The following is a 20,693-nucleotide window of genomic DNA, read 5'->3' as shown; positions in this document are numbered from 1 at the left end:
GTGCGCGCGAGCAGTTTGCACGCACAGCAGATAACCGGAGGTCTCTCCCGCTCACGTCCGAGGACGTGAACCGACGGAACCGGGAGCACGCCGTTGTACTCCGTGATGACGGCACCGCCGCGACAGGGATACTCCCCTCACGTGGTGAAGCAGGTGACGCAGGCGCGTAGAGCGCACCAGAACAGGTTACGCCATCCGAGCCGGTACTCAGCATGGCATCGAAATCCTCTCCGGGGAAGTCACCCACGCGGCGGTACGCACCCCTCCCCGGAGACACGTCTTTCACACCCGTCGGACATGCCGCGCCGCGACCGTCCGGGCCCGGGCGCGGCGTGTCCGGCCCACGGCCCGGATGGGGCGGACCGCCACGCTCACCAGCGCGCCACCGACTTGTACACCGAGCACGCCGCCTCCACCGCGTCCTCCTCCGAGGGCAGCCTGCGGGCGGCCTCCCGGGAACGGGTCCGCAGGTCGGCGGCGAGGTCGGGGTCGTCCAGGACCCGACCGACCGCCGACGCGAAGGCGGCCGGGTCGCCGGGCGGCACCATCAGGACCGTCCCCGAGTAGAGGTCGGGGATGCCGCCCACACGGGTGGAGACCACCGGCAGACCGGCCCGCAGCGCCTCCATGATGACCAGCGAGGGCCCCTCCCACTGGCTCGTGAGGCAGAACACGTCCGCCGCCGCCAGCAGGTCCGCCACGTCGGAGCGGTGCCCGAGCATGCGCACGTCCCCCCTCATCCCGGCGGCGGCGTCGTGCAGCTCACCCCACAGCGGGCCGTCCCCGGCGATGGCCACCACGGGTTCGGGTGTCCGGTCCGCGATCGCCGGCGCCGCCGCCAGCAGGGTGTCCAGTCCCTTCTGTTCCGCGAGCCGGGCCACCGTCAGCAGCAGCGGACGGTCGGGCTCCACCGCCAGGTCGGCCCGTGTCTCCGACCGCCCCCTCAGCGGCCTGCCCGTCTCCGGGGCGGCCACCACCGCCATCCGGGCGTCCTTCGCCCCCGCCGCCGCGAGTCTGCGCACGAGGTCACCGGAGACCCCCAGGACCACCTGCGCGCGATGGGCCACGATCCGCTCCAGCACCGGGTAGACCGCGCCCAGGACCCCGCCGACCACGGGCGGGGCGTTGTGCGCGGTGACCACCAGCGGCCGGGCCCCCGCCAGGGCGCACAGGGCCCCGGCCCGCAGTCCGTGCGCGTGCACCACGTCCGCCCCGCGCAGCAGCGCGTTCAACCGCAGCACCACCCCGGGGTCGCCCGGCGCGGGCGAGGGCCCGATCGGCACCGGGGAGAAGCGCATGCCCAGTGACGAGAACCCGAACTCCCGGTCGGCGGAGGGCGGTCCGACCACCGCCACCCGGAACCCCCGGCCCACCAGCCCCTCACCCAGTGAGCGCACGTGGCGTCCCACCCCGCCGCTGACCGTCCCCACGACCAACGCGATCCTGCCGTTCACCGTGACTCCCTCCCTCGTTGACGCATGTTCCGAGCACGGTCCACGACCGTGCGCAGCGCGGAGCGGTCCACCAGGACCGCCGCCCCGCCGAAGACCACCATCGCCGCGCACCCCGCCGCGACGGCGACGAGCACCGTCCAGCCGATCCCGTCTCCCAGGACCCGGACCAGCTCCGTGGCCACCCCCCGCCCGGCCAGCCACCCCGCGCAGCCGGCGACCAGCGCCGCCCACAGGGATCGGCCCAGCCCGGACAGCGCGCCGCCCCCGTGGACCCGCGCGATCCCCGCGCACAACAGGGCGGCGGCCAGGCTGAGTCCCGTGGTGCTCGCCGCGCCCAGCCCGGCGATGGACCATCCCGGTGGCAGCGACCACACCAGCCCCACTGCGCACGCCATCACCACCAGCCATCCCACGATCTGCGCGGTGGCGGCGGAGCGCCCGTGGTGGGACGCGTACAGCGCCCGGCTGAGCAGCGCCACCAGACCGAAACCCACCACCCCCGGGGCGTAGGTCAGCAGGGCCCGTTCCAGCGGTGCCGGTTCCACCTGCGCGAAGACCTCCGCCAGCGGTCCGGCCGCCGCCGCCAGGGCCGTCCCCACCCCCGCGGTGATCACCACGCAGGCCCGCGCGCTCCCCGACAGCAGACGGTCGAACCCGGCCCGGTCCCCCTCGGCGTCGGCCACCGCCAGCGCGGTGAAGGCACTGGTCGCGATGGGAACGGCGATCACCCCGTAGGGCAGGGTGAACAGTGCCCAGGCATAGCTGTAGAGCACGGAGGCGCCCGCTCCCCCGCCCCAGTTGGCGAGGGCGACCGACAGCAGCAGGCTCACCTGCATGGCCACCAGCGGCAGCAGGGAGGCCAGGGCCAGGGCGCGCACCCGCGCGCCCACGCCGGGAGGGAAGGTCACGCGGGGGCGCAGCCGCAGCCCGAGCCCCCAGCCGGGGCCGAGCACCGTGAGGAAGAGCGCCACCACCCCGGCGGTCGTGCCCAGGGAGAGCACGAGTTCGGCGGAGACCGGCAGGGCGCCGAGGTCCTGCCGGTGGTCGGCGCCCAGGGGCACGAACACCAGGTAGGCGGCGATGACGACGAGGCTGGACACCAGGGGCGCCAGCGCGGGGGCCAGGAACCGGCGGTGGGACTGGAGCACGCCGTAGAGCACCGCGGCGAGCCCGTAGAAGACGATCTGCGGCGCGAACACCACGAGCATGCGGGCGGCCAGACCGACCAGCGCGGCGTGGTCGCAGCCGACCCCCGCCCCCAGCAGCAGGGTCATCGCCGGAACCGAGACGAGCGCCAGCAGCGTGGCCAACGGCAGGGAGAGCAGCAGCACCCAGGTGACCAGCGCCGAGGCGGTGTGGCGGACCTGCTCGTGGTCGCCTCGCCGCACCGAGGCGGCCAGGACGGGGACGACCATGGCGGTCAGGGCGCCGCCGATGACGATCTCGAACAGCACAGCGGGGAGCTGGTTGGCGGTGACGTAGGCGGTGCCCAGGCAGGTGTCGCCCACGGTCTGGGAGAAGACGACGGTGCGGCCGAACCCGGCCAGGCGGGCGCCCACGGTGACCACCGCGATGAGCGCCGCCGCCGTGGCGACCCCGCGGGTCACCCCGGAGCCGGTGCGGCGGTGGAGCGCCGTGCGCGCGGCACGGGCTCCGCTCCGCCTCGGGCCGTGCTCCGCCCGGCTCCGTTCGGTGCGGGGGGCCCGGACGGGTGGTCGGCTGTGGGGCGCCCGGCCCCGTGGGAGCCGGAGTCCGCGCGTCCCCACCGGTCCAGCCGGTTCAACACGGGGACGCGCTCGATCACCTGGGAGAAGCTGGTGCGCTCGCTGGCCAGGGTCAGGCCGACCACGGCGCCGAGCAGGGCCAGGCGGACCGGTCGCGGCGCACGGGCGGCGGCGGCCACGCCCAGAGCGGCACCGAGAGCGTTGGCCCCGGCGTCACCGAGCATCGAGCGTTCGGCCAGCTCGTCGGGGAGCAGGGCGGCCGAGGCTCCCAGCACCGGGCCCAGCAGCGGCGCGGCCGGGGAGGCCAGCGCGGGTGCCGAGGCGAGCAGCGCGAACTTCACGGCCCGTCCGGGCCGGAGGTCGAAGAGGTTGACCAGGTTGGCGCTGGCCGCGATCAGGGCACCGTCCACCAGGGTGTCCAGCGGTCCCCGGCGCAGCAGGTACGCGGAGGCCAGCCCCGTGGCGCCGATCCCGGCCATCTTGACCGCGCCGGTGGTCACCTCACCGTGGGCCAACGCGCCCAGGTGTCCGCGCAGCCCCTTGGCCCGCGTGTTCCCGGCCAGGTCGTCGTAGGCGCCGAAGGCGGCCGAGGACGCGGCGGCCAGGGAGGCGGCGGCGCGCACGCGCGGGGTGAGGCCGGGGGCGAGCACGCAGGCGGCGCACACGCCCGAGGCCAGGGCCGGGCCCTCCTGGAGGGTGACGGTGCGGCCCCGGAAGTTGACGCGCCGCCAGGCCGGGGACCGGTCGCCGACCCGGTTGAGCACCGTGTAGGCGGAGCGGGCGGCCAGGGCGCCGAGGGCGGCGCCGGTCAGCCCGCGGACCACCTGGGAGGCGGCGGAGGTCCGGGCCGTGGCGGTCGTGCGCACGGGCCTCACTCTCCGCTCCGGGGCGCCTTGCGGCGGGCCTCGTCGTTGCCGGACCCCGCCGCCGCCTCGGCGTCGGTGTCCGCCTCGGTCTCGGCGGTCTCGACCGGCCCGGGCAGCGGGTCGGGCAGGAAGCCGACCACACCCTCACCGATGCCGTACGGGGAGCCGGAACCGCCGAGGGAGTCGGCCAGGGCGAGGACGGCGACCACATCACCGGTGGGTCGCCCGGCCACGTCCACCGTGGCATGGGTCCGTTCCTGGGCCCGTGCCTGGGCGATCACCCCGCCCGGACGGCCGGAGTCGGCTCCCCCGGCGAGGAGTGTGGGGCCGACCTGCTGGTGCAGGGCCGCGGTGAAGCTGGTCAGTGCGGTGTTGACGCGTTCCTGGTCCTCCTCGGGAGCGTTGGCGGCCGGGGCCACCACGACCACGGTGTCGGCCGACTCCGCCGGGGACCCCTCGACCGTGAGGAGCCCGCCCTCGGAGAAGGCGGACAGGACGGCGGCCGCGTCGTGGCCGGTGTCCCGGTCACCGTCGCCCTCACTCTGGCTCCGGCTCTCGGCCCCGTCCTCGGAGTCGTCGGTCCTCTCCTCGTCCCGGCCCTCGGAGTCCTCGGACCCGCCAGCGTCCTCGGAGCCCTCGGCGCCCTCCGTCTCCGTGTCGGCCTCGGACGGGACCGCCAGCGCGTGTCCGAGCGCTGTTCCGGCCTTGTCGTAGGGGTTGCCGGAGAGGTCACCGGGATCAGCGGCGGTCTGGAGGGCGAGTTCGTCCACGAAGGTGGCGCTGCCGCTGTCCAGGAACGCCTCCTCGAACAGCAGACGACCGACGACCGATCCGCCCGCCTCCTCCACGCGCCCGCCCAGGGACCGCACGACCTCCTCGTCGGCGCCGGGCGCCGCGACCAGGACCACCTCGCGGTCGAGCAGCCGGTCCTCCAGGACGTCGGCGGCGACGGCGTCGGTGAACTGGTCCGCCCCGATGTTGAGCTGTTCGGAGTCGTCGCGCTCGGCGCGCAGCTCCTCGCTCTGTCCGCGCAGGTCGGCGGTCTCGGACTGGAGGGTGTTGAGCAGGGGGTCCTGGAGCATCGTGGTGCCCAGGACGAGTCCGACGGTGAGCGCGAGGAACACCGCGACGATGGACACGAGGTGATAGCGGAAGTCGATCACGTGAACAGCCCCGTCATCCAGTAGACGAACGCGTCCCAGCGCGCCGCGAGAAAGGTGAGATAGACCTGCCCGGCCGGCGAGCTGTAGGCGGCGACCAGGATGGTGAGCAGGCACGCGGCCACCAGGCCGAGCAGTGCCCACGGAGAGATGCGGGAGCGGTAGAGGCGGCTCACGCCCTTGGCGTCCACCAGCTTCCCGCCGACCCGCAACCGGGTGAGGAAGGTGCTCGCCATGCCCGAGCGCCCCTTGTCGAGGAACTCCTCCAGGGTGGCGTGGGTGCCCACGGCGACGATGAGGCTGGCACCCGAGCCGTCCGCGAGCATCATCGCCACGTCCTCGCTGGTGCCGGTCGCCGGGAAGACGACCGCCTCGTGGCCCAGGTCGGTCAGGCGCTGGAGTCCGGGGGCGCGGCCGTCGCGGTAGGCGTGCACCACGAGTTCGGCACCGCTGGTCAGGGCCTGGTCGGAGACGGAGTCGAAGTCCCCGACGATGATGTCGGGCCGGTAGCCGGCCTCCATCACCGCGTCGGCTCCCCCGTCCACGGCGATGATGACCGGCCGGAACTCGCGGATGTAGGGCCGCAGGGCGACGATGTCCTCGCGGTAGTGGTAGCCGCGCACGACGATCAGGACGTGGCGCCCCTCCATGGAGGTGCCGATCACGGGGATGCCGATGCCGTCCAGCAGAAGGTCGCGCTCGCGCTGGAGATAGGCCATGGTGTTGGCGGCGAAGGCCTCCAGCTGCGTGGCGAGCCCGGCGCGGGCCTCGGCCATGGCGGCGGCCACGCTCTCCTTGTCCTGGCGCGTGCCCCGGGCGACGACCTCGCCTCCCCGGTAGAGGGTGGCGCCCTCCAGCCGCAGGCGTTCCCCGTCGTGGACGCGGGTCAGGACCTCGGGGTCGACGTCGTCCACCAAGGGGATCCCGGCCGCCACGATCATCTCGGGCCCCTGGTTGGGATAGCGTCCGCTGATACTGCGGGCGACGTTGATCACCGCCGAGACCCCGCAGCCCACCAGGGCCTCGGCACTGACCCGGTCCAGGTCGACGTGGTCGATCACGGCGATGTCGCCGGGTCGCAGCCGTTTGGTCAGGTTCTTGGTGCGGCGGTCCGAACGGACGGGCGCGACCAGCCCGAAGGGGACTTCCGCCCGCGAACGGCGGAATCGCATTGTGGCTCTGAGCGCATCCGATACCTTCATCGGTGGCATACTGTCAGAACTCGATCACGGTAAGTCACTACAGGCGACCGGACGGCGTTTTCTGGGCAAATCAACCCAGGGCGTGACGCCGGCGGTGCCCGCGCCCCTCGGGCACGGGCACCGCGAGGACGACCCCTCCGCGCCCCTGGTCAGCCAGCCGGGTAGGCGCGGTCCGGATCGGCGTTGTCCAGCAGCTCCTCCGCGTGCGCCCGACCCAGCTCGGAGTCCTCCAGTCCGGCGAGCATCCGCGAGAGCTCACGCACGCGCCCGTCCCGGTCCAGCCGGACCACGCCGCTCTCCGTCACCAGCCCCTCGGTGGACTTCTCCACCACCAGGTGCGCGTCCGCGAAGGCCGCGACCTGCGGCAGGTGCGTGACCACGATCACCTGGGCCAACCCGGCCAGGCGGGCCAGCCGTCGGCCGATCTCCACCGCGGCCTTGCCGCCGACACCGGCGTCCACCTCGTCGAACACGAAGGTCGGCACCGGGTCCGCCCCGGCGAAGACCACCTCGATCGCCAGCATGACCCGGGACAGCTCACCGCCCGAGGCGCCCTTGTGCAGGGCCAGCGGCGGCGAACTCGGGTGCGGGGCCAGCAGGATCTCGACCTCGTCGCGCCCGTGCTGCCCGAACTCCTCGCCCGTGGTGATGCGCACGCTCACCCGCGCGTGCGGCATCGCCAGCGCGGTCAGCTCCTCGGTGACCGCCGCCCCGAACCGCTCGGCGGCCCCGGCCCGGATCTCGGTCAGCTCGGTCGCGGCCTCGTCCATCCGCGCGTACAGCTCATCGGCCTCGGCACGCAGACCGTCGATCCGGTCGTCGTCGCCCTCCAGCTCCCCCAGGCGCTTGGCCGCGGTCTCCGCCCAGGCCAGGACCTGGTCCGTCGTCTCGCCGTACTTGCGTGAGAGCTGGGTCAGCAGGGCCCGGCGCTCCTGGATCACGGCCAACCGGGCCGGGTCGGCGTCCACCGACTCCGCGTAGGAGGCCAGTTCGGTGGCGGCGTCGGTGAGGATGTAGGACGCCTCGTCCAGCCGGTCACCGATGGCGGCGAGGTCGGAGTCGTGCTCACGCACGGCGCCCACCGCCTGACGGGCCGCCGACAGCAGCCCGACCACGTCGGCCTGGACCTCGGCCGCGGCCGGATCGCCGGTCAGCGCCTCGTGAGCGGTGGTCGAGGCCACCCGCAGTCCGTCGGCGTGCGCCAGCCGGGTCTCCTCCGCGAGCAGCTCGGCGTCCTCACCCGGCTGGGGTTCGGCGGCCGCGATCTCCTCGACTCCGAACCGCAGGAGGTCGGCCTCCTGGGCGCGCTCACGGGCCCGCTCCACCAACTCGTCGAGCTCGGCGGAGACCTCCCGGTGGCGGCGGTAGGCGGTGGTGTAACGCTTGATCGCCTTGGCGAGGTCGTCCCCGGCGAACCGGTCCAGCGACGAGCGCTGACGGTCCGAACGCAGCAGACGCTGCTGGTCGGACTGCCCGTGCACGGCCACGAGGTCGTCGGCCAGGTAGGCGAGCAGGCTGACCGGGGCCGAACGGCCACCCATGGTCGCCCGCGACCTGCCCTCGGCGGAGACCGCGCGGGTGAGGATCAGGACGTCGTCGTCGATGTCGCCCCCGGCCTCCAGCACCCGGTCGGCCACCCGGCCGCCCCGGGGCACGGTCAACCGTCCCTCGACGACCGCGCGCTCGGCGCCCGGACGGACCCGCTGGGGATCGGCGCGCCCACCGAAGAGCAGTCCCAGCCCGGTGACGACCATGGTCTTGCCCGCGCCGGTCTCACCGGTGACGACGGTCAGACCCGGTGACAGTTCCAACACGGCGTCGTCGATGACACCGAGGCCTTGGATTCGGACTTCTTCGAGCACCGATCCCTCTCCTGATAGTTGACGCCCTTTGCTTGCGACGGCGCTGGATCAGCGTCCGTGTGCGGCCCGTCCCCGCCACCCCGTGACCGGGAGGCCGAACTTGGCCACCAACCGGTCGGTGAACGGCGCACGGTGCAACCGGGCCAGCCGGACCGGCGTATCGGCACGAGTGATCTCGATTCGTGCTCCCACGGGCAATTCGACCATACGCCGTCCGTCACACCAGAGCACGCCCGGTGTGGTCTCCGGCAGGATCTCCAGCGCCACCGTCGCCTCGGGCCCGACCACCAGGGGCCGCGCGAACAGGGCGTGCGCGCTGATCGGCACGACCAGCAGCGCCTCCACGTCAGGCCACACGACCGGGCCTCCGGCGGAGAAGGCGTGGGCGGTGGAACCGGTGGGAGTCGCGCACACCACGCCGTCACAACCCCAGCTGGACAGGGGCCGCCCGTCCACCTCCAGGACCATCTCCAGCATGCGGCGCGAGTCCGCCTTCTCCAGGGTCGCCTCGTTGAGCGCCCAGGAACGCACCGGCGGGGCACCGTCGCCCCGACCGCCGTTGAAGACCGCCACGTCGAGGGTCATCCGTTCCTCGACCACGTAGTCGCGGTTGACGACGCTGTTCACCGTGGCGCCCAGGTCCTCGCGTTCGGCCTCGGCCAGGAAGCCGACGTGCCCGAGGTTGACCCCCAGCAGCGGCGCGCCCGCCGGGCGGGCGAGCTCGGCGGCGCGCAGCAGGGTTCCGTCCCCGCCGAGCACCATGACCAGCTCCACGCCCTGAGCGGCCTCCGCCGCCTCGACCGGCTCCACCGGAGACAGGACGCAGCCCGAGTCCGCCAGCTCCTCGACCTCGCTCTTGAGCATCCGGACGGTCAGCCCCGCCGCGCTCAGACGCGCGTGGACCAACTGGGCACTGCGCACGGCCGCCGGCCGACCGGTGTGGGCCAGCAGGAGAACGCTGCGTCCGCTGGTCATCGCCGTCCCCTTACGTTCGCTTCCCACGGGAAGCCTGGTGCTGGCCGGGTGCTCGACCGCACCCGGCCGGGTCACGTTACCGGACTCCTGCGACAGGAGGCCACGCCCTCAGGAGGGCCCCTCCTGGATCGCGCGTTCCAACGCGGCCGGGTCCAGCGGGGCGGCCCCGGCCCGCATCCAGAGGAAGTACTCGACGTTGCCCGAGGGACCCGGCAGGGGGCTCGCGGTCACGTCCACGACGCCCAGCCCCAACGTCAGGGCGTGCGCGGCCACGTCGGAGACGGCCTCGGCCCGCAGCCCGGGTTCACGGACCACACCGCCGGCGCCCACCCGGTCCTTGCCCACCTCGAACTGGGGCTTGACCATCATCGAGAAGTCGGCGTCGGGGGCCACCGACGCACGCAGGGCACCGAGCACCAGCTTGAGGGAGATGAACGACAGGTCCCCGACGACCAGGTCGGGGCGGGGCTCACCGACCATCTCGGGAGTGAGCTCGCGGACGTTCACCCGCTCCATCACCCGCACCCGGTCGTCGCTCCGCAGCGGCCAGGCCAGCTGACCGTAACCGACGTCGACCGCCGTGACGTGCGACACCCCGCGCCGCAGCAGGACGTCGGTGAAACCACCCGTGGACGCCCCGGCGTCCAGCGCCCGGCGTCCCCGCACGTCCAGTTCGAAGGCGTCCAGCGCCCCGATGAGCTTGTGCGCGCCCCGGGACACGTAGGCCGGTTCCTCCGAAGGCGTGCGCACCACGACGGGTTGGTCGGTGCCGATCTGGGTCGCCGCCTTGGACGCCACCATGCCGGAGACCAGGACGAACCCGTTCTCGATCAACTCGGCCGCCTGGCCCCGGGAGCGTGCGTGACCTCGGCGGACCAGTTCCGCGTCGAGCCGACTACGTTTTGCCATGGTCACCTAGGGTACCGGCCGTTCCGCCCACTATCGGGAACCCCGGGCGTTCTGTCCCAGCGCGCCCAGCACACCCGACAGCTCCTGCTGGAGCGTGTCGAAGACCGCCACGTGCTCATGGGTGGGCAGTTCGTCCAGTGCGGCCAACCGTTCCCTGGTCGCGCCGAGGGTCCGCTCCGCCAGTGCCTCGGCCTGCTCGCTCGGATCCATCGCTCCCCGTCCCTTCACCCACCCGCGCGGGCGCCGGTGCTCCGGCGCCCGGAACGGACTCTACTTCTTGGCGCCCTTGCCCTTGTTGGTGCGCTTGGCGGTCGAACGCGTGCGGGTCGTCCTGGGCTTGGGCTTCGCCGCGCCGTCGGGGGCCTGGTTCCCGGAGTCGTCGCCCTTCGCGCCGTCACCGTCCGCCACGGCCGCCGTCTCCTCGGCCGCGGCCTCCGGCGGCGCGCTCTCGCCTTCGCCGGACTCCGGGGCCGTCTCAGGCACCACGGGCACCGGGGCCTCCTCCGCCGCCTCGGGTTCGACGCGCGCCACGGGCGCCTTCTCCTCCACGGGCAGTTCCGAGGAGGCGCCACCACGGGGCTCCAGCACCCGCTCCACGGCGTGCCGGGCCGCCATCCGGCGCTCCAGCTCCGCCACCCGGCGGACCATCCGCTCGTACTCCGCGCGCGGCACCATGTCCATCTGCTCCAGCGCGCCACGGACCTCGGAGCGCACCAGTTCGGCCACGGCCGCACGGTTGGCCTGACTGGTCTCGATCAGCTCGCCCGCCAGGGTCTGGATGCTCTGACCCACCCTCGGCGGCGCCTCGCCCTCCGGGACGACCACGGTGGGCGTCGCCCCGTTGGCGCGCAACAGGGTCTTGGCAGCCGCGACGGCCTGCTTGCGCGAGAGTTCGGTGAGGCCATTGGCGGCGTCCAGATAGGTGCGTACCGCGTCGACGACCATGATGACGTGCTCCTTGAAGGGACCGCAGGAGGAAAGGGAAGGAGGGCGCGGGGAGGGAGGGGCCTCGTGCTCCAGGGGGGTTCGACGCCAACGCTACCGGGAGCCGGGCGCGTGTGGCACGCAAACGACGGAGCCCACACCGGGCGCGACCTCCGGAGGGCGTCCGGCACATAGGGCATCATGAGCCCATGAGCAGCATCGACGCGTGCCTTGAGGGCATCGCCCGGGCGAACGAGCGCATTCTCGCCCAACCCCTGGACCGACGCCGGGAACACATCCGCGAACGCACGGTGCGCGTGATCGTCCCCGACCTGGAGACCGCCTTCGACATGCGGCTGACCGTGGACGGGCTCACCGACGTCACCCCCGGGCCGCTGGAGGCCTCCGGGAGCGCGCAGGTCCGGGTGACCGTGACCAGCGACGACCTCGTCGCCCTGGCCGAGGACCGCCTGGACCCGGCCGTGGCGCTGATCACCCGTCGGCTGAAGGTGGACGCCACCCTGAGCGACATGCTCCGCCTGCGGCGCGTCCTCTGACGGGTACGTTGCTGTGATGTCCCGCCAACCACTCGTCCTGGCCCCCTTCCGCGGGCTGCGCTACGCGGCCCCCGATGTCGACCGCTTCATCGACGGTGTCCTCGACATCTCACGCCTGCTGGCGCCGCCCTATGACATCCCCGACGCGGACGAGGCACGCGAACTCCAACGCTCCGACCCCCACAACGCGGCGAGGGTCACACTGCCGTTCGAGCTCTCCCGGCAGTCACCCGAGGACGCCGCCTCCCGGCGCTACCGGGCCGCCGCCGACCTCCTGCGGAGCTGGATCACCGACGGGGTGCTGACCCTGGACGAGGAACCGGCGCTCTACGTCTACGAGCAGGTCACCGCCGACGGCCGGACCCAACGGGGACTGGTGGGAGCCCTGGGGCTGCCCGACGACGGGCCCGACCCCGCCGTGCGCCCGCACGAGGACGTGGCCGACCCCCCGGTACGCGACCGCTTCCGCCTGATGGAGGTGGCCCGCGCCAACCTCGAACCGATCTTCCTGCTGTACCGGGGCGGAAACGGCGCGGCCTCCACGGCCACCGAGGCCACCACCTCGCGTCGGCCGCTGGTCTCCACACGGACCCGCGACGGTTCCGAGCACCGGCTGTGGGCGGTCACCGATCCCCGCATCCAACGGGAGATCACCGGCGACCTCGCCGGACGCTCCGCTCTGATCGCTGACGGGCACCACCGCTACGCCGCCTACCGGCGCCTGCGCCAGGAGAGCACCGACCCGGGTTGGGCGCACGGACTGGCCCTGCTCGTGGACAGCGACACCCACCCACCCCAACTGGGCGCCATCCACCGCGTCCTGCCCGGCCTGGACACCGCCGAGGCCCTGGCCGCCGCCCGGACCGTGGCCACAGTGGAACCGGTCACCGAAGCCGACCCGGCGCTCCTGGAGGAGAGGCGGGCCCCCGCTCTGCTCCTGGTGTCGGCCGAGGGCGACGCCCACCTGGTGAGCGGGTTCGACGAGGCCGTGCTTCGGGAGGCCATGCCCGACCACTCCCCCGACTGGCGCCACCTGGCCACGGCCGCGCTGCACGAGGTGCTCCTGCCGCTGTGGAACTTCCCGGAGGAACAGGTGCGGATGATCCACGACGACCCCGCCGAAGCCGAGGCCGCCGCCCGCGAGGAGAAGGGCACGGCGGTGATCGTGCCCCCGCTCCGCGTGGAACAGGTCTACGCCGTGGCCGACCGTGGCGAGCTCACCCCCCGCAAGTCCACGTCGTTCGGCCCCAAACCCCGCACGGGCCTGGTCATGCGGGTCCTCGACTGACCGGTGACCTCTCCGAAGGACACAGGGCTCCCCTTCCGTGCCACCCGACGCCGAATCGTTACGATGAGTCGTGCGGTAATCACCATGAGTGGCCTTCGGTGGTGTTCTGCTCACCTGGAGGGACGCCGGGGCCACGGACGGGAGTGTCCATGCACGACGACAGCACACGTACCAAGGCCCCGGCACGGCCCGTGGGCAGGATCGCCGGAATGGCCCTGACCATGTCGGCCGTCGTACTCCTGGCCGCTGGCTGCCCCGCCTCAGGCGGCGGCGGTGGTGGCGGAGGAGGGTACGGGACCGTCGACGGGGAGACGCAGTCCGAGAAGTCGGCGGACTCCGCGACCGACCAGAAATAGGCGACCGCCCCGGGGTCACCTGGTGCCCGCACCCCGGGGCCCACACCCGACACACGGACCGCGCGAATCCCTCCCGCAGCAGGGACCGGGATGCCAGCCGAACCCATCCCGCGTGCGCGGGGCTCACCGCCTCCGACCGGGCTGCATCCGGTGCGGGGGCGGTTCATCCCCGCGTGTGCGGGGCTCACGGTTGACGACCTGCGTCAACGTGGGGCGTTATCTCCGCTTGAAGTTCGATGGCTCATCCTCACGAAGACCCTCGGAATCGCATCATGCCACGGCCCAGCGACCGCCGAAACCCGCTGGCCTCGTGGGGAACCCGCTGGGAAAATGACCGGAGTCCCCCGTGTCCACCAGCACAGGAGCGCTCTCGTGTCCACCCCACCCCCCTCTCCGTCGGACGGGCCGCGAACGGCGGCCTCCCTCGCGATGCACCTGGCCCACCTGGGAGTGCGTCCCGGTGACACCCTGCTGGTCCACAGTTCACTGCGCTCCCTGGGATGGGTGTGCGGCGCCGACCAGGCGGTGGTCCAGGCACTCCTGACCGCCGTGGGGCCCACGGGGAACCTGGTGGTGCCCACGCAGACCATGGGAAACACCGATCCCGCCAGCTGGGTGAGTCCTCCCGTGCCCCAGGCCTGGTGGGAGACGATCCGCGCCGAGGCCCCCGCCTTCGACCCCGCCATCACCCCCAGCTCCTACATGGGACGGATCCCCGAACGCGTCCGCACCTGGCCCGGCGCGGTGCGCAGCGACCATCCCCAGACCTCCTTCGCCGCGCTCGGTCCGCGAGCGGCACACCTGATGCTTCCCCATCCGATCACCTCCGCGCTCGGTGAGAGCTCTCCCCTGGCCAGGATGGAGCGTGCGGGGGCGCGTGTGCTGCTGCTGGGCACCGGCTACGACTCCTGCACCTGCTTCCACCTGGCCGAGTACCGGGTCCCCCGGCCGAGGACGGAACCCTCCTCCTGCGCGATCAGGAACTCGGCTGGTCGACGCGAGTGGGTCACCTACACCGGTGTGGCCCTGGACGAGAGCGACTTCCCACGGCTGGGCGCCGAGTTCGAGGCCACCGGCGCCGTCACCCTCGGACGTGTGGGTTCAGCGACCGCCCGGCTGTTCTCCCTGGGGGACGCGGTCGACTTCGCCGTCGGGTGGCTCACCGAGCACCGCCCGGCTGCGACGGAGCCCACATCCGCGTCCCGGCGGCGGGAAGGCCCCGGCGGCCTAGCCTGGAGATGACCTCTCCCGCCACAAGGAATCGGACCACACACCATGTTGCAGGCCGCTGACCGCCCGCTCAACGAGCTCCACGACGCGATGCTCCTCGATCTGGACGGCGTGGTCTACATCGGCCCCGCGGCCGTGCCCGCCGCGCCCGAGGCCGTCGGCAAGGCCCGTGCCGCCGGAGCCCGGGTCGCCTTCGTGACCAACAACGCCGGACGCACGCCCGCTCGGATCGCGGAACACCTGACCCAGCTGGGGGTCCCCGCCGCCCCCGAGGACGTGGTGACCTCCGCTGAGGCGGCGGCGCGCCTGGTCGCCTCCCGGTTCCCGGAGGGGTCCGACGTGCTGGTGGTCGGCGACACCGGGCTGCGTCAGGCCGTGCGCCGGATGGGGCTCCGGCCGGTCACGGTCACCTCGGACTCGGTGGTGGCGGTCGTGCAGGGCTACTCACGATCGATGACCCGGGACCTCCTCGACCAGGGCACCCTCGCGGTCTCGCGAGGCGCGTTCTACGTGGCCAGCAACTCCGACGCCACCGCGCCCACCGAGTGGGGCGTCACCCCCGCCAACGGTTCCTTCGTGCGGGTGATCGCGCACGCCACCGGGGTGGAGCCCGTGGTGGCGGGCAAGCCGATGCGCCCCCTCCACGAGGAGGGCATGATGCGCACCGGCGCGAGCAACCCCCTGATCGTGGGAGACCGGCTGGACACAGACATCGAGGGGGCCACCGTGCACGGCGCCGCCGGTCTGCTGGTGCTGTCCGGGGTGGCCACGCCCCACGACGTCCTGGCCGCTCCCGCCCACCAGCGCCCCCGCTACCTGGCGTGGGACGTCTCCGGGATGAACGAGCCCCACCCGGGCCCGGTGCGCCGTGTCGACGGGGAAACCGCACGCACCGAGTGCGGGGGATGGACCGTCACCTCGGTCCGGGGAACGGTCCACCTGACCGGGGAGGGCGACCGGTTGGACGGCCTGCGCGCCCTGTGCGCGGCGGTCTGGGCCGACGAGTCGATCGACCCCGCCGGGTCTTCGGCGGCCGAGGCCCTGGCCACCCTGGGCTGGTGACCGGATCACCGATCCGCCTCCCGGACGCGCGAGGCGGAGTCCGCCTCCACCTCCAGCACGCTGTGGATTCCGTTCCAGCCGCGCCAGGTCCGGCGCCGTAGTTCACCGGTCACCCGGACCACGTCACCGACCCGCCACCCCTCCACCGCCGCGCACAGGCGCGGGTCGAAGGAGACGAGGGTCATCGAGTCGGCTCGGGCGCGCCTCCGACCGGGCATGTCGGGGCGGGCCACGCAGATCCGCCAGGTCACCAGCCGGTCGCCGCTGGGGAGCTCGCGTTCCGAGGGCGCGGCGGTGACCCGGCCGACGACGAAGACGTCGTTCCGGTGTCCGTCGGGGCGTTCCGTGAGGTCGGTTGCGGGGGTGGCGTGGTGGGCGGTGTTCGACGAGGTGGGTGTCGGCACGAGGGCACCTTTCCGTCCTGGTGTGCTGCTTCCAGGATCACCCGGGCGGGGTGGGGAGGGAAGGGAGTCTCCGGGGCTGTGGACAAGCGGGCGACCCCGCCCTCAGCTGCCGTGACATCCTTGTCCTAGAGTCGGGTTCGGTCCGTGGCGGACCACAGGACGCTTGAGGAAGAGGGGTGCCCGCCGTGCACGACGACGTGGACGTCAGCGGACTGCCCGAGGGGATCACTCCGCTCGGTGACGGGATCTACGCGATCGACACGATGCTCGCCGGTTATCCGGGGGTCGTCTCCGCCTACCTCATCCGTAGCGAACGACCCTGCATCGTCGAGGTCGGCACCGCCGGTTCGGCACCGGTCCTGCGTGACGCCGTCATCCGGCTCGGCCTGGCCCCCGAGGACCTCGCCACCATCGTCGTCACCCACATCCACCTGGACCACGCGGGCGGCACCGGGGACATGGCCGCCCTGTTCCCCAACGCCGAGATCGTCGTGCACGAGCGCGGCGCCCGCCACCTGGCCGACCCCAGCCGTCTGATGGCCAGCGCGAAGATGGTGTGGGGCGAACGGCTCGACTCCCTGTTCGGGCGGATGCACCCGACCGACGCCGTCCGGATCCGGGCGGTGGGCGAGACGGGGGAGATCGACCTCGGCGCGGGCCGCAAGCTCGTCTCCCACTACGCGCCCGGCCACGCCAAGCACCACATGGGGCTGGTGGACACCGGCACCGGTGACCTGTACGTCGGAGACGCCCTCGGCGTGTACAACCCCCTGACCGGAGACCTGCGCCCGGCCACCCCGCCGCCGGACTTCGACATGGACGCCTGCCTGCGCACCCTGCGCCTGTTCGGTGACATCGGTGCGCAGCGGCTCATGTTCTCCCACTTCGGCGCGCATGACGCCGTCACCGAGACCATCGCCCGCGCCGAGAGCGAACTCCGACTGTGGGTGGAGACCGTGCGCGACTCCCGGGACACCGGCGGGGATCTCGACCACGCCATCGCGATGGTGCGCGACAAGGTGATCAGCCGCTACAAGCCGCTCCCGGAGGGGACTTCGAGCGGGTCAGCCGCCATCCTGGACACGCTCAGCGGCCCGGAGGCCAACGTGAGCGGGATCGTGCACTGGCTGGACCGGCTCGCCCAGGAGCAGGCCGAGGCGAAGCGGAAGTCGGAGGAGAAGCGGGCCTGAGCCCTCGTCCGTGGGGCCGGGAGGCCTGGGAGCACCCCGAAATTCACGTGCGCGCCCGGTTCCGATCGGCGTAGCCTCCGGGCATGAGCCCCCTGATTCGTGACCTCCGCCCCGCGGACGCCCCTCAGGCCCACGCACTCATCCGCGCCTCCCTCCCCTGCCTGGTCCTCACGGAACAGCACATGCGGTGGCGGATGTCCCACCCGCTCCCGGGGATGGACGACACCCGCCTGGTCGCGGTGGAGGGCGAGACCGTGGTCGGACACCTGCTGAGTCGCCTGCAGACCAACGAGGACGGGACCCGCACGGGCCGCAGCTACATCGGAGCCCTGGCCGAGGACCACCGGAACGCCGACCTCGTCGAACGGCTCCTCACCGCCTCGGAGACCGTCCTCGTGGAGAAGGGCGCGACCACCCTGCGCGTGAACAGTGCGCAGGAGGGGGTCCAGGCCGGTGGCGAACTCTTCCGTCAGGCGGCCCGGGAGCGCGGGTACGAACTGCGGGAGGAGCACCACGTCCTCGGCCTGGACCTCGGTGGACTGCCGGACCTGCCGGAGACGCCGGAGGGTTTCGAGCTGCGACCGATGACCGACTTCGCCGACGACCCGCGACCGATCTACGAGCTCGACAGGGCCTGCGACGAGGACGAACCCGGTGAGCTGGAGGGCGACTTCGTTCCCTACGAGTCCTGGCTGCGCTCGGTCTGGGAGAACCCGCTGATCGATCTGGAGATCAGCATGGTGATGCTCCACGAGGGAGCCCCGGTCTCCTTCTCCGCCTACATGTCCGATCGGGACACCCGTGTCGGGTCCTCGATGACGGGTACCCGGCGCGGGTACCGGGGGCGCGGGCTGGCGAGGTGCGCCAAGGTCTCCGCTCTGCACCGGGCTCGGGAACGGGGCATCACACACGCCTTCACGGAGAACCACGTGGACAACCAGCCGATGCTCGCCATCAACGACCGGCTCGGGTACGAGGCGGTCGGCGTCGAAGGGGTCCACGTCAGGCGTGTGGGTTCGTGAGGTCGGCCCGCGCGTGCGAGGTCGGCATGTGGGCCGGTCTCGCCGTGGGTGTGCGGTGCCCGGGACGCCCTAGCGAGCCCCGGGCAGTCCGAGCACACGCAGGAGGTGCGCGTACAGACCGTCCGCCCAGGAGAGTTCGTGCTCCGGTGGAAGCTGGTCGAAGGCCCGTGCCTCGACGGTCTCGTACTCACCGCCGAGGGGTTCCAGCGCGCTCACACGGGCGTGCGTGACCACGGTGGTGTGGCCGTCCGACAGCACGTAGTACCCGAGGGGCCGGAGGTCGGCGAGGGTGGCCCCAGCCTCCTCGTACGCCTCCCGCCGGGCGGTGGCGCACAGGTCCTCCCCACCCTCGCGGTGGCCGCCGGGAAACTCCCAGGCCCGCCGCCGATGGCGCACCATGAGGGGGCGATCCCCCAGGTAGGTCAGGCACACCACCGAGTCGTACCGTTCGGGGACCGACCCCAGGTACACGACGGCGCCGCCGAGTGGCTCCGGGCCACTCGGCGGCGCTCCGTCACGGTGTTCCGAGGGGGTCAGCCCCGGTCCTCACGTCCGCCTCGGCGGTCGTCACGACGATCGTCGCGGCGGTGGTCGCGACCCTTGTCGTCACGGCGCTCACGGGAAGCGGTGGCCTCGGCCTCCGCCGCGGCCTCGTCCGCCTCCTCCTCGACGTCGGTCCAGACGACGCCGTCCTCGACGTCGCTGTCGACCAGCTCCACGCCCTCGATCGCGGCCAGACGCTCGTCCGCGTCGGTGACGCCCTCACGGTCCACGGAGGATGCGCGCGCGAAGTACTCGCGGGCGTCCTCCTTGCGGCCCAGCTCCTCCAGGACGTCGGCGTACGCGTAGAAGAGGCGCGCCACGTAGGGACGGGCCCGGCGCTCCTTGAGCTCCGGAACCTGGAGCTCGGCCAGGGCCGCCTTCACGTCACCCATGTCACGGCGGGCACCGGCGGCGACGATCCGCAGCTCGATGCGCTCGTCGGCGTCCAGGTCCTTGGCCGCCGGGTCGTTGGTGATCTCCAGGGCGCGCTCGGGGCGTCCCAGACCGCGCTCACAGTCGGCCATGATCGCGAGGAAGGTGTCCCGACCGCTCATGCGGCGGGCCGCACGCAGGTCGGACAGGGCCTCCTGCCACTTGCCCACGGTGTACGCGGCGATACCCGAGGCCTCGCGGACCGTGGGCAGGCGGGAAGCCTTGCGACGCGCGTACGCGGCGTGCTTGTAGGCACGCTCCGGGTCCTCGTCCACCAGGAGACCGGCCGCCACGATGTGCTTGCCGACCAGCTCGGCCAGGGTCTTGGGCAGCGAGTGCAGGTCGCGCTTGGTGTCCTTGTCCAGCTGGTCGTAGGTGGCCTCGTCCGGCAGCGGCGGAGCGATGTCGGCCGGGTCGCGGTCGTCACGGCGATCATCGCGTCGGTCGTCACGGCGGTTGTCCCGCTGCGGACGGCGGTCGTCCCGTTGGAAGTCACGGCCCCGACCGCCGCGGTTGCCGCCACGGTCGTCCCGCCCGTCACGGCCACGGAAGTCACGCCCGCCGCCCTGGCGGTCGTCGCGCCCACGGTAACCGCCACGGTCGTCACGGCGGTCGTCACGCCCGCCGACCTGACGGTCCCGGTCGCCACGGTAGCCACCGCGCTGGCCCTCGCCGCCACGGTATCCGCCGCGATCGTCACGACGCTCGCCGCCAGGGCCACCACGGTAACCGCCACGGCGGTCATCGTTGCCCCGGAAGTCACGGCCGCCACCACGGCGGTCGTCGTCGCGCCTGGCGCCACGGTCGTCACGACGGTCGTCGCGCCCACGGTATCCACCGCGGTCGTCGCGGCGCTCACCACCGGGGCCACCTCGCTGGCCGCCACGGTCATCGCGGCGGAACCCGCCACGACGGTCGTCGCCACCACGGAAGTTGCGGCGCTCACCGCCGCCGGAACCGCCCCTGTTGTCGTCCCGGGAGCCCCTGTAGCCAGACCGGGGACGGGAATCGTCACCGCGCCCGCGACCGCCAGGCTCACCGGAGCGGCTACCGCTGTGGTCGTTTGCTCCGGAGTCCTCGCGGTCTCCCGATCGGCTGTCCTCAGTCATCCAACCCGTCCGTCAACACTCAAAAGCGCTGCCACCTTGAGCAGTAGCAGCGCGTAGTAGTACTCGTATCCTCCAGCTTACGACATGGCGTAGGCGCACATCACCAAGCCGCAGCACACGACGATGTGACCCGCGTGTGTGGTTGTCCACAGGCTCCGTGGCCGCCCCTGACAGCCCCCACCCCAAGCGCCTAACCTCAATACCGGGAGAACCCACGCCTGCGCCCACACAGGGCTGCCCACACCAACATTCACAAACGCACAAACCCAGGCAACAAAAAAGAGGGAAGAGGAAGAACCCACCAAGTGGACCCTTCCCCTTCCCTCTTCAAGAAAAACCGTGGCGGCGACCTACTCTCCCACCCCATCACAGGGCAGTACCATCAGCGCAAGGAGACTTAACGACCGGGTTCGGAATGAGACCG

General features: G+C 72.7%; 20 protein-coding genes and 1 rRNA gene. 7 read left to right on the top strand and 14 right to left on the bottom strand.

Features of this window, described 5'->3' with window-relative positions:
* Window positions 1-371: 371 nt before the first annotated feature.
* The 10 genes from ACFW3L_RS11625 to ACFW3L_RS11580 form a co-directional block, all read right to left on the bottom strand.
* Window positions 372-1,454: a glycosyltransferase family 4 protein gene (locus ACFW3L_RS11625; RefSeq protein ID WP_378739125.1), complete on the bottom strand. Its 1,083-nt coding sequence runs from the start codon at window positions 1,452-1,454 to the stop codon at window positions 372-374.
* On the bottom strand, window positions 1,451-3,061 hold the full coding sequence (gene murJ / locus ACFW3L_RS11620) for a murein biosynthesis integral membrane protein MurJ (RefSeq protein ID WP_378739122.1): 1,611 nt from the start codon (window positions 3,059-3,061) through the stop codon (window positions 1,451-1,453). The genes ACFW3L_RS11625 and murJ overlap by 4 nt, the downstream gene beginning before the upstream one ends.
* Window positions 3,058-4,053 (bottom strand): hypothetical protein, encoded by a 996-nt coding sequence (locus ACFW3L_RS11615; RefSeq protein WP_378739119.1) that lies wholly within the window; start codon window positions 4,051-4,053, stop codon window positions 3,058-3,060. The genes murJ and ACFW3L_RS11615 overlap by 4 nt, the downstream gene beginning before the upstream one ends.
* Window positions 4,050-5,207, bottom strand: coding sequence for a copper transporter (locus tag ACFW3L_RS11610; RefSeq protein WP_378739116.1), 1,158 nt, complete (start codon window positions 5,205-5,207; stop codon window positions 4,050-4,052). Before ACFW3L_RS11610 ends, ACFW3L_RS11615 begins: the two co-directional genes overlap by 4 nt.
* Complete coding sequence (gene steA / locus ACFW3L_RS11605) at window positions 5,204-6,376, bottom strand: putative cytokinetic ring protein SteA (protein WP_378739114.1); 1,173 nt, start codon at window positions 6,374-6,376, stop codon at window positions 5,204-5,206. The genes ACFW3L_RS11610 and steA overlap by 4 nt, the downstream gene beginning before the upstream one ends.
* 179 nt (window positions 6,377-6,555) lie before the next feature.
* Complete coding sequence (gene recN / locus ACFW3L_RS11600; protein ID WP_378739111.1) at window positions 6,556-8,268, bottom strand: DNA repair protein RecN; 1,713 nt, start codon at window positions 8,266-8,268, stop codon at window positions 6,556-6,558.
* 48 nt (window positions 8,269-8,316) lie between these two features.
* Complete coding sequence (locus tag ACFW3L_RS11595) at window positions 8,317-9,243, bottom strand: NAD kinase (RefSeq protein WP_378739108.1); 927 nt, start codon at window positions 9,241-9,243, stop codon at window positions 8,317-8,319.
* Between the two features lie 108 nt (window positions 9,244-9,351).
* Window positions 9,352-10,152, bottom strand: a complete 801-nt coding sequence (locus tag ACFW3L_RS11590) for a TlyA family RNA methyltransferase (protein ID WP_378739106.1) — start codon at window positions 10,150-10,152, stop codon at window positions 9,352-9,354.
* A 30-nt stretch (window positions 10,153-10,182) separates the two neighbouring features.
* Entirely contained in the window at window positions 10,183-10,362 is a 180-nt protein-coding gene (locus ACFW3L_RS11585; protein ID WP_378739103.1) for a hypothetical protein, read from the bottom strand.
* Window positions 10,363-10,422: 60 nt separating this feature from the next.
* Complete coding sequence (locus ACFW3L_RS11580) at window positions 10,423-11,097, bottom strand: membrane fusogenic activity family protein (RefSeq protein ID WP_378739100.1); 675 nt, start codon at window positions 11,095-11,097, stop codon at window positions 10,423-10,425.
* 188 nt (window positions 11,098-11,285) lie between these two features.
* On the opposite strand from ACFW3L_RS11580, the gene ACFW3L_RS11575 reads away from it, so the two are divergent.
* The 5 genes from ACFW3L_RS11575 (at window position 11,286) to ACFW3L_RS11555 (ending at window position 15,569) form a co-directional block, all read left to right on the top strand.
* Entirely contained in the window at window positions 11,286-11,633 is a 348-nt protein-coding gene (locus ACFW3L_RS11575; protein WP_378739097.1) for an SCP2 sterol-binding domain-containing protein, read from the top strand.
* A gap of 16 nt (window positions 11,634-11,649) precedes the next feature.
* Complete coding sequence (locus ACFW3L_RS11570; RefSeq protein ID WP_378739093.1) at window positions 11,650-12,921, top strand: DUF1015 family protein; 1,272 nt, start codon at window positions 11,650-11,652, stop codon at window positions 12,919-12,921.
* Window positions 12,922-13,070: 149 nt separating this feature from the next.
* Window positions 13,071-13,277, top strand: coding sequence for a hypothetical protein (locus ACFW3L_RS11565; RefSeq protein WP_378739090.1), 207 nt, complete (start codon window positions 13,071-13,073; stop codon window positions 13,275-13,277).
* A gap of 372 nt (window positions 13,278-13,649) precedes the next feature.
* The gene (locus tag ACFW3L_RS11560) at window positions 13,650-14,519 is read left to right on the top strand and encodes an aminoglycoside N(3)-acetyltransferase (RefSeq protein WP_378739087.1); all 870 of its coding nucleotides are present in this window, start codon (window positions 13,650-13,652) and stop codon (window positions 14,517-14,519) included.
* A gap of 33 nt (window positions 14,520-14,552) precedes the next feature.
* A complete protein-coding gene (locus ACFW3L_RS11555; RefSeq protein WP_378739084.1) occupies window positions 14,553-15,569 on the top strand; it encodes an HAD-IIA family hydrolase in 1,017 nt (338 codons plus the stop codon).
* 5 nt (window positions 15,570-15,574) lie between these two features.
* Here ACFW3L_RS11555 and ACFW3L_RS11550 read toward each other — a convergent pair whose 3' ends face one another.
* Window positions 15,575-15,973, bottom strand: a complete 399-nt coding sequence (locus ACFW3L_RS11550; protein WP_378739081.1) for a single-stranded DNA-binding protein — start codon at window positions 15,971-15,973, stop codon at window positions 15,575-15,577.
* A 185-nt stretch (window positions 15,974-16,158) separates the two neighbouring features.
* On the opposite strand from ACFW3L_RS11550, the gene ACFW3L_RS11545 reads away from it, so the two are divergent.
* Window positions 16,159-17,163: an MBL fold metallo-hydrolase gene (locus ACFW3L_RS11545; RefSeq protein ID WP_378739760.1), complete on the top strand. Its 1,005-nt coding sequence runs from the start codon at window positions 16,159-16,161 to the stop codon at window positions 17,161-17,163.
* A gap of 83 nt (window positions 17,164-17,246) precedes the next feature.
* A complete protein-coding gene (locus ACFW3L_RS11540; protein WP_378739079.1) occupies window positions 17,247-18,185 on the top strand; it encodes an N-acetyltransferase in 939 nt (312 codons plus the stop codon).
* A gap of 69 nt (window positions 18,186-18,254) precedes the next feature.
* Here ACFW3L_RS11540 and ACFW3L_RS11535 read toward each other — a convergent pair whose 3' ends face one another.
* The 3 genes from ACFW3L_RS11535 to rrf form a co-directional block, all read right to left on the bottom strand.
* On the bottom strand, window positions 18,255-18,656 hold the full coding sequence (locus ACFW3L_RS11535; RefSeq protein WP_378739077.1) for an NUDIX domain-containing protein: 402 nt from the start codon (window positions 18,654-18,656) through the stop codon (window positions 18,255-18,257).
* Between the two features lie 62 nt (window positions 18,657-18,718).
* Window positions 18,719-20,269 carry a tetratricopeptide repeat protein gene (locus ACFW3L_RS11530; RefSeq protein ID WP_378739075.1) on the bottom strand — a complete coding sequence of 517 codons (1,551 nt, stop codon included), beginning with the start codon at window positions 20,267-20,269 and terminating at the stop codon, window positions 18,719-18,721.
* Window positions 20,270-20,606: 337 nt separating this feature from the next.
* Window positions 20,607-20,693: ribosomal RNA gene (gene rrf, locus ACFW3L_RS11525) — 5S ribosomal RNA — on the bottom strand; the annotation flags it as partial.

The organism is Nocardiopsis sp. NPDC058789, assembly GCF_042745575.1.
GTDB classification, from domain to species: Bacteria; Actinomycetota; Actinomycetes; order Streptosporangiales; family Streptosporangiaceae; genus Nocardiopsis; species Nocardiopsis eucommiae.
This window is presented reverse-complemented; position numbering and strand designations above follow the sequence as displayed.

Bases quoted from the DNA above. Each gene is read 5' to 3' on its own strand.
- steA (WP_378739114.1), bottom strand. From the start codon at position 6,376: ATGCGATTCCGCCGTTCGCGGGCGGAAGTCCCCTTCGGGCTGGTCGCG.
- ACFW3L_RS11595 (WP_378739108.1), bottom strand. From the start codon at position 9,243: ATGACCAGCGGACGCAGCGTTCTCCTGCTGGCCCACACCGGTCGGCCG.
- ACFW3L_RS11590 (WP_378739106.1), bottom strand. From the start codon at position 10,152: ATGGCAAAACGTAGTCGGCTCGACGCGGAACTGGTCCGCCGAGGTCAC.
- ACFW3L_RS11585 (WP_378739103.1), bottom strand. From the start codon at position 10,362: ATGGATCCGAGCGAGCAGGCCGAGGCACTGGCGGAGCGGACCCTCGGC.
- ACFW3L_RS11580 (WP_378739100.1), bottom strand. From the start codon at position 11,097: ATGGTCGTCGACGCGGTACGCACCTATCTGGACGCCGCCAATGGCCTC.
- ACFW3L_RS11575 (WP_378739097.1), top strand. From the start codon at position 11,286: ATGAGCAGCATCGACGCGTGCCTTGAGGGCATCGCCCGGGCGAACGAG.
- ACFW3L_RS11570 (WP_378739093.1), top strand. From the start codon at position 11,650: ATGTCCCGCCAACCACTCGTCCTGGCCCCCTTCCGCGGGCTGCGCTAC.
- ACFW3L_RS11565 (WP_378739090.1), top strand. From the start codon at position 13,071: ATGCACGACGACAGCACACGTACCAAGGCCCCGGCACGGCCCGTGGGC.
- ACFW3L_RS11555 (WP_378739084.1), top strand. From the start codon at position 14,553: ATGTTGCAGGCCGCTGACCGCCCGCTCAACGAGCTCCACGACGCGATG.
- ACFW3L_RS11540 (WP_378739079.1), top strand. From the start codon at position 17,247: ATGAGCCCCCTGATTCGTGACCTCCGCCCCGCGGACGCCCCTCAGGCC.
- ACFW3L_RS11530 (WP_378739075.1), bottom strand. From the start codon at position 20,269: ATGACTGAGGACAGCCGATCGGGAGACCGCGAGGACTCCGGAGCAAAC.